A 6,893-nucleotide genomic window follows, 5' to 3' on the forward strand; every position below is an offset into this window, starting at 1 on the left:
ATCTGTACGTTCGCTTATTTTGAGATGGCAAGAGGCATTAATGCTTTGAGTGGAAAGCAATAGGACGATTTTCCAACCAAATCGTATAAAAATAGAGTTCTTAGAGCGGGGTAATACTTTAAGGAGAATTGAGATAAATCGCTAAAACCATTACACCTAGAGTTTTCTGATTGTATATAATTTCTGTAACTCCGAAAAAAATGTTATATTCTCGCTTATTGCTTGGAATAACAGATTTACTTGTGGAAACTTTCCGACTGAGGATTAATCTCAGGGAAACGTCTTACGAAATTCAACAAAGCGTGTTAAAAATGTTAACTGAGCCAAAAACATAGCTTTTAAAAGATTACGGAAAGTTGATTATCGAAGTACCATCAGCATCTAGGGAAGAAAAATTTAATATAATTAACTGCTCTAAAGAATGGGTAATACTGTTGGTGTACTTGACTAATCAAGCAAGTAATAAGTTTGCAAGTATAAGGTACAGGTTTCAATGGCACCGCCTCTTGTGTCTGTTCAGATGAAGAAAAATAAGAAACCGTCTCTGGTGCTGACGCTCTCGGCTGCTGGGTTATTGATTGGTGCGGGGAGTGTAGCCTACTGGTTGTTCGCCCAGAGACAAATATCTTCTAGCGATTTGCTAGTAGGTGCAAATATTATTCCTGGTGATGCCCTGTTTGCAGTTTCCTTAACAACAGATCCCCAGCAGTGGCAGAAATTGCGGCAGTTTGGGACAAAAGAAACCCAAACAGAACTGGACAAAAATTTAGTCCAGTTACGCGATCGCTTTTTGACGAATAATGGTTACGACTTCCAGAAAGATATCGCTCCTTGGGTAGGCGATGACGTGACAATCGCAATTCTTGCCCCAACTACAGGAAATAAACCTGCACCCAAACCAGTTACCACCAATGAAAATGCCGCTAGCGATCAGCAGTCGATGGTAATGGTATTGCCAGTAAAAAATTCAGAAATCGCCAAAACTATTTTGGCACAACCCAAAATTCTTAAACAAGGCAAATGGAGTGATCGCACTTATCAAGGGATCGCCATCAAACAAAGTCAAGGACAAGCAGGGCAAAACTTCTCAGCTGCATTACTAGATGAGCGTTTTTTAGTCATAACTGATAGTCCCAAAGCCACAGAACGAGCGATCGATGCTTACAAAAATAAAACATCCTTAGCTACAACAGGCGGCTTTGCTGAGAATTTCCCGAAAATTGCCAATTACCAACCCTTTGGACAGTTTTATATCAATGTGCCAACAGCAGCGAAAATAGCCGCGGCTTCTCCAAACCGCCCTTTACCTGCTCAAGTTTTGGCTCAACTGCAAAATAACCAAGGTTTAGCAGGGACAATAACTTTAGAGTCAGAAGGAATCCGCTTCAAGGGCGTTTCTTGGTTAAACCCTAATAGTCAACGAGTGCTGACAGTGGAAAACAAAGCTGGGAAAATGCAAAGCCGCATACCAGCCGAAACCTTAATGATGCTTACTGGCGGTAACTTACAGAGGTTGTGGAGAGACTATGTTTTAACATCTCAGGGAAATCCTTTATCACCGATCGCACCAGAACAGATTAGAGGTGGGATAAAATCTCTTACCGATCTCGATTTGGAGAAGGATTTGCTTAGTTGGATGAAAGGGGAGTTTTCCTTATCAGTAATTCCTGCTACTCCAAAAGAAGGTTCACCAAATGATTTTCGTGCGGGTTTGCTGTTCATGGTACAGACAAGCGATGACTACGGCGGGCAAAGCCTACGCAAATCAGCTGAAGCATCCATCAGTAAGCTGGATGAAGTGATGAAAAATCAATACCAATTCCAAGTGCAACTGGGGAAAGTCGCAGGTCAACCCGTTGTTAACTGGGTATCACCTTATGGTACGTTAACTGCTACCCACGGTTGGTTAGATGGAGATGTCGCTTTCTTGGTAGTGGGCGCTCCCATCACCGATAAAATTGTTCCCAAACCTAACTACACACTAGCTGGCACTCTTCCCTTCCAACAAACAGTTCCTACAGAACCCAATCCGACAAACGGTCAATTTTTTCTGGATGTGGAACGAACTGTGAAAAATTTCCCTTTACCAACTCTAATTCCCAATCAAGAAACTTTGCTAGATGCAACGCGCACAATTGGGATGACATCTGCTGTCAGCGACAATCGCAGTAACCGTTACGATATTTTTATCGAACTGAAAAAAGTTACTAACACTACTACATTGCCTAGTCCAGAAAAGAGTAAGAGTAACTCTGTTAGATAGAGGAGAGAGGAAAGCAGGGGAGCAGGGAGCAGGGGGGCAGAGGAGCGGGGAAATGAGGGAGTGAGGGGACAAGGAGATAAACAAAACTCCTAACTCCTAACTCCCAATGCCCAATGCCCAATGCCCAATGCCCCAATCCCCAATCCCCCATTCCCGATTCCTCTCTTAACATATAGGATCAAAACAGTCAGAATCGATATTTTAAATTATTCACGGAGAAAAGACTTTATGAATTTGGTTGTACTCCAGAACTGGCTGGACAATGCGTCCTTTGCCATATTATTCCTGACAATGCTGGTGTATTGGGGAGGAGCGGCTTTTCCAAATCTGCCTTATCTAGCCGCTTTGGGGACAGCTGGGATGGCGATCGCAAATTTGTGTATAGCTACTCTACTAGGGGCACGATGGATCGAAGCTGGTTACTTTCCCTTAAGTAATCTCTATGAATCTCTGTTTTTCTTAGCTTGGGGAATTACTGCTGTTCATCTGATTGCCGAAAATAGTAGCCGTAGTCGCTTAGTAGGAGTTGCGACATCTCCGGTGGCAATGGCTATTACTGCTTTTGCTACTATGACACTACCATCCCAGATGCAAGCGTCAGAACCCTTAGTACCTGCCTTGAAGTCAAATTGGCTGATGATGCATGTCAGCGTTATGATGCTGAGTTATTCTGCTTTGATGGTGGGTTCGTTATTAGCGATCGCTTTCTTAATTGTCACTCGCGGTCAAAATATTCAATTACAAGGTAGTTCTGTTGGTACTGGTGGCTATCGCAGCAACGGCTACCGCTTGCACAAAGCCACTGAACTAATTTCTCAACCACCAACCCCTGCTGTCGAAAATAACGGCTTTGCTCGTTTTGAAACTAGTAGCAATGGCAACGGTAACAGTAATACAGCTGTTTTAAATTTAGTAACTACCCCTGAATCTCCAGCCGTTGCATCTGCTGAACCTCTTTCACCCCAGCGCCTTAGCCTTGCCGAAACTCTCGACAACATTAGTTATCGCATCATCGGACTAGGATTTCCTCTGCTGACAATTGGCATCATTGCCGGTGGTGTTTGGGCTAACGAAGCCTGGGGTTCCTACTGGAGTTGGGACCCGAAAGAAACTTGGGCATTAATCACCTGGTTAGTTTTCGCTGCCTACCTTCACGCCAGAATTACTCGCGGTTGGCAAGGGCGTCGTCCAGCAATTTTAGCCTCTGCCGGCTTGCTTGTTGTTTGGGTTTGCTATCTCGGTGTGAATCTTTTGGGTAAAGGTTTGCATTCTTACGGTTGGTTTTTCTAAGAACCTTACTAAGACAGTACTGAGTATTGAGTATTTTACTTTTACTCATAACTCAAGACTTAGTAAAATCTTCCGTCAAACTATGGTGAGTTAAGTATCTAAGTTGAAACGCAGAGGGGTGAAGAGTTTTCTTTGCCCCTTTGTGCAATACACAAATTATTACGATAATAACCAAGGACTAACGATCAATGACTAATGACTAATGACCAATGACCAATGACCAATAACTAAATTATTATTTTATTTCGGATGAACTGTTATATCTCTGGAAAATATAAATTGATTAACAGGAGATTTTTATGGAAGATGGATTCGAGATACTAAACCATGATGAAGTTGTCTCTATCAAACCGGACACTTTTAATAAGTTAAATATTGCTAAAACTTTTAAAGTCCGCGATTTGATTACAGCAATTAAGGAATATATTGGAGCAGAAGAAACGGATGAAGTAAATTTGTATACTCAAGGATTAAATTGTGAAGTTTTACAATTTAGTAATTTGGGATGGAAAAAAGGAAAAGTGAGACTTGCTTTAGAATTTTGTCCTGATGAATCTGAGTCTCCACTTGATGAAATTTTTCAAAAACTCAAACAAGTGGAAAATTAATACTCAATAAGCAAAATATCCCCAACTTCTTCAAGAATTCGGGGATATGAGTTTCTTGATGTTTACAAATAACCGAGAGACTAAACTACAAAATTATTCCGTTATATCGAAAAGCATTATCCCAAACATAATCAATCACTGCTTTAGCTTCATCCAAGGGTAAAACGTGACATGCTCCTTGGCGATCGTAGGCTAGTAAAGGGATTTTTGGTACTTTGTCTGTTGTTTTGCTATTTTGAATTATTTGCCCGCGAATATCTTCTAGATTGCTTAGAGGCCCTTGAATATCAAAGTTAATCTTTGTGCCTAATTTATTGTCCATCCAAGTTTCGATGCGAGAATCTAATTCTTGAGGAGTTAATGGTGTGGGGCTAGTCAGTAAGTGATAGTATGCCAGAATAATTTCTTTACATTCTTCTTCTTCTGCTAATTCCAGAAACATTTGAAAAACGCTATTATTGCTAGCTAAATTCTTGAAAAATAGCGTATCAGTAACAATTTTTTGAAATTTAATTTTTTTATTTTTGTAATTAGTGTATTGCGTAAAGGCAAATCCACCCAAAGCGATCGCTAATGATAAAGCTGCCACCAAGACGGGCAGAAAATTTCTGACTTTATCCAACTCTACATTTAATGATTCAACCCAAAAAGTAACGTTTAGTACTAGTAAAATTGCAGCAACTATTAATAATAAATTCGGCAATGTTCTTAATATCAAAGGAATTGCCGCGCCAATCGCCGGAATTACAAATAGTAACCGATCTTTCCAGGTCATACTTGTTTTTACATTGGGAAAGATTAAATCGATATCTAGTTTGGGAATATTTTTGTAGAAGTAAACATACATCTTACCAGGAATGAATTTTAATTCTTGGATCTTGTTTTTCTTCGCCCGAAAGTAAGCTGCTTCTTTGAACTTGACTAATAAAACAATCCGTTCAAAAATATCAATTGTTTTTTCTTCTTGCCAAAAGAAGAATTTTTTTACCGAAATTTTTTTAGAACTATCGCCCCGGTAATAACAGATCAAGCGGTCAAAATCCTCAAAATTTACTTGAGTTTTCAATTCAATTAGAGATTTTGTTGCCAGCGCTTGTTTTAAAATCGATTCAGGCAAAAGAATATAATTAGCTCTTTCGACAATATGCCTAAAGGCTTCAACTACTTTCAACTCCATATCATCATATTGCTTGAATGTTGGTGGAGTTATTGGTTGAATCTCTGCATTAGGGTTAAAGGGTACGTAGTTATCTTTGATAACTTCTAAGGTTTGGTGGAAGCGAAAGTGATAGTATGCAATGAGAATTTGGCAGAAATCTTGAAATTTTTTGACATCAGCTTTATCTAGCTGACCGTCTTGTAAGCAAAGTTTGATAATATCACTGCGAGTGTAGGGAATAAATGCTTCTCTATTTTCGGAAACAGCCATATTCAAAGATGAATCAGAATCTAACTAGGGTTTGCCACATCTCACGAAAACGGCGGCGATGAGACATTATGTTTTAATTGGTAATTAAATTCTAGTATCTTGGGTGGTAAATCTCGCAGTTTTTTCCTGAGCCAAGGGAAAAAGTGAGTAGGGATATTTGCTTTGCCTTGCACATCTCCAATGCGTTCTGTTATTTTTAAAGACTGATTGAAAAGTGCGTAGGCGTGACCCGTAATTCGACAAAGCTCAGTGACCATAGTAAACATCGCTCGGCATAGATTCTGATTCTCTCATTTAAATTACCATCAATATTCATTTATAAAATAAAGATGTACTCATAACTGAGGAATGGGAAATCAATCATGCTAAATTACGATCCATTAGCTTGTTTGCCCTCATCTGAGGAGCTACCTGACTCTGACGATACCCCTGTGGATAATGAATTACAAGATTTGATTCCCGGTTTACTTAAAGCGCTTCTGGCAATGGCTTGGCCAGAACGCATGGATTGGTTTTTTGGCGTAGATATGGGTATTTATTATGACCCAGACTTACCAGCGATAGTCCCTGATGGGTTTTTGAGTCTAGGCGTAGAGCGATTTTATGATGAAAACCTCCGTCTAAGTTATGTGCTTTGGGAAGAGAGGAGAGTACCAATATTAGCGCTAGAAGTAGTATCTCAAAAATATCGTGGTGAGTACTCTACTAAAAAAGCAGAGTATGCGAAATTAGGGATTTTATATTATGTAATCTACAATCCAAATCGTCGCCGAAAGCCACGGTTGGAAATATACAAATTAATTAATGGTGGTTACACTGCATTAGAAGATAGTAATCCTGTTTGGTTGCCAGAGATTGGTTTAGGAATTGGCATGGAACGGGGAACTTATCTAGGCATTCCTCGCCAGTGGTTGTATTGGTATAACCAACAAGGGGAAAAGCTTTTAACACCAGAAGAAAAGGAAAAACTTGCTGAACAAAAAACTCAACAGGCAGAACAAAAAGCTCAACAAGCAGAACAAAAAGCTCAACAAGCAGAACGACGTGCTGAATTATTAGCAGAACAGTTGCGATCGCTCGGTGTAGATCCAGATTCTCTCACTTGAAAAAGGGAGTAGAGAAGAAATATTTTTCATGGTTCGCTGTGGATTTTTGCAGTACTGTATTGAATTGGTGTAAAAACTCATTAATGGAGTTCAAAGACTCATGAATGAGTATCAAAGCCTCATTAAAGGGGTTCAAAGCCTTATTAAAGGAGTTCAAAGCCTCATTAAAGGAGTTCAAAGCCTCATTAAAGGAGTTC

Annotated in this window: 6 protein-coding genes; 4 read left to right on the forward strand and 2 right to left on the reverse strand. The window is 39.8% G+C overall.

The window, feature by feature from the left end:
- The first annotated feature begins 493 nt into the window (after positions 1-493).
- The 3 genes from RM368_RS30385 to RM368_RS30395 all read left to right on the forward strand — a co-directional run bounded on the left by RM368_RS30385 (position 494) and on the right by RM368_RS30395 (position 4,161).
- Entirely contained in the window at positions 494-2,263 is a 1,770-nt protein-coding gene (locus RM368_RS30385; protein ID WP_322697494.1) for a DUF3352 domain-containing protein, read from the forward strand.
- Between the two features lie 228 nt (positions 2,264-2,491).
- On the forward strand, positions 2,492-3,553 hold the full coding sequence (gene ccsB, locus RM368_RS30390) for a c-type cytochrome biogenesis protein CcsB (protein WP_322697495.1): 1,062 nt from the start codon (positions 2,492-2,494) through the stop codon (positions 3,551-3,553).
- Between the two features lie 299 nt (positions 3,554-3,852).
- Complete coding sequence (locus tag RM368_RS30395) at positions 3,853-4,161, forward strand: KGK domain-containing protein (protein ID WP_322697496.1); 309 nt, start codon at positions 3,853-3,855, stop codon at positions 4,159-4,161.
- 85 nt (positions 4,162-4,246) lie between these two features.
- Here the strand turns inward: RM368_RS30395 and RM368_RS30400 are convergent, their stop codons facing one another.
- Both RM368_RS30400 and RM368_RS30405 read right to left on the reverse strand, forming a co-directional pair.
- Positions 4,247-5,590: a TMEM143 family protein gene (locus tag RM368_RS30400; RefSeq protein WP_322697497.1), complete on the reverse strand. Its 1,344-nt coding sequence runs from the start codon at positions 5,588-5,590 to the stop codon at positions 4,247-4,249.
- 41 nt (positions 5,591-5,631) lie between these two features.
- The gene (locus RM368_RS30405; protein WP_322697498.1) at positions 5,632-5,847 is read right to left on the reverse strand and encodes a hypothetical protein; all 216 of its coding nucleotides are present in this window, start codon (positions 5,845-5,847) and stop codon (positions 5,632-5,634) included.
- 105 nt (positions 5,848-5,952) lie between these two features.
- Between RM368_RS30405 and RM368_RS30410 the strand changes: the two genes are divergently transcribed.
- On the forward strand, positions 5,953-6,696 hold the full coding sequence (locus RM368_RS30410; protein ID WP_322697499.1) for a Uma2 family endonuclease: 744 nt from the start codon (positions 5,953-5,955) through the stop codon (positions 6,694-6,696).
- The last annotated feature ends 197 nt before the right edge of the window (positions 6,697-6,893 follow it).

The organism is Nostoc sp. DedSLP03, assembly GCF_034530815.1.
GTDB lineage: Bacteria > Cyanobacteriota > Cyanobacteriia > Cyanobacteriales > Nostocaceae > Nostoc.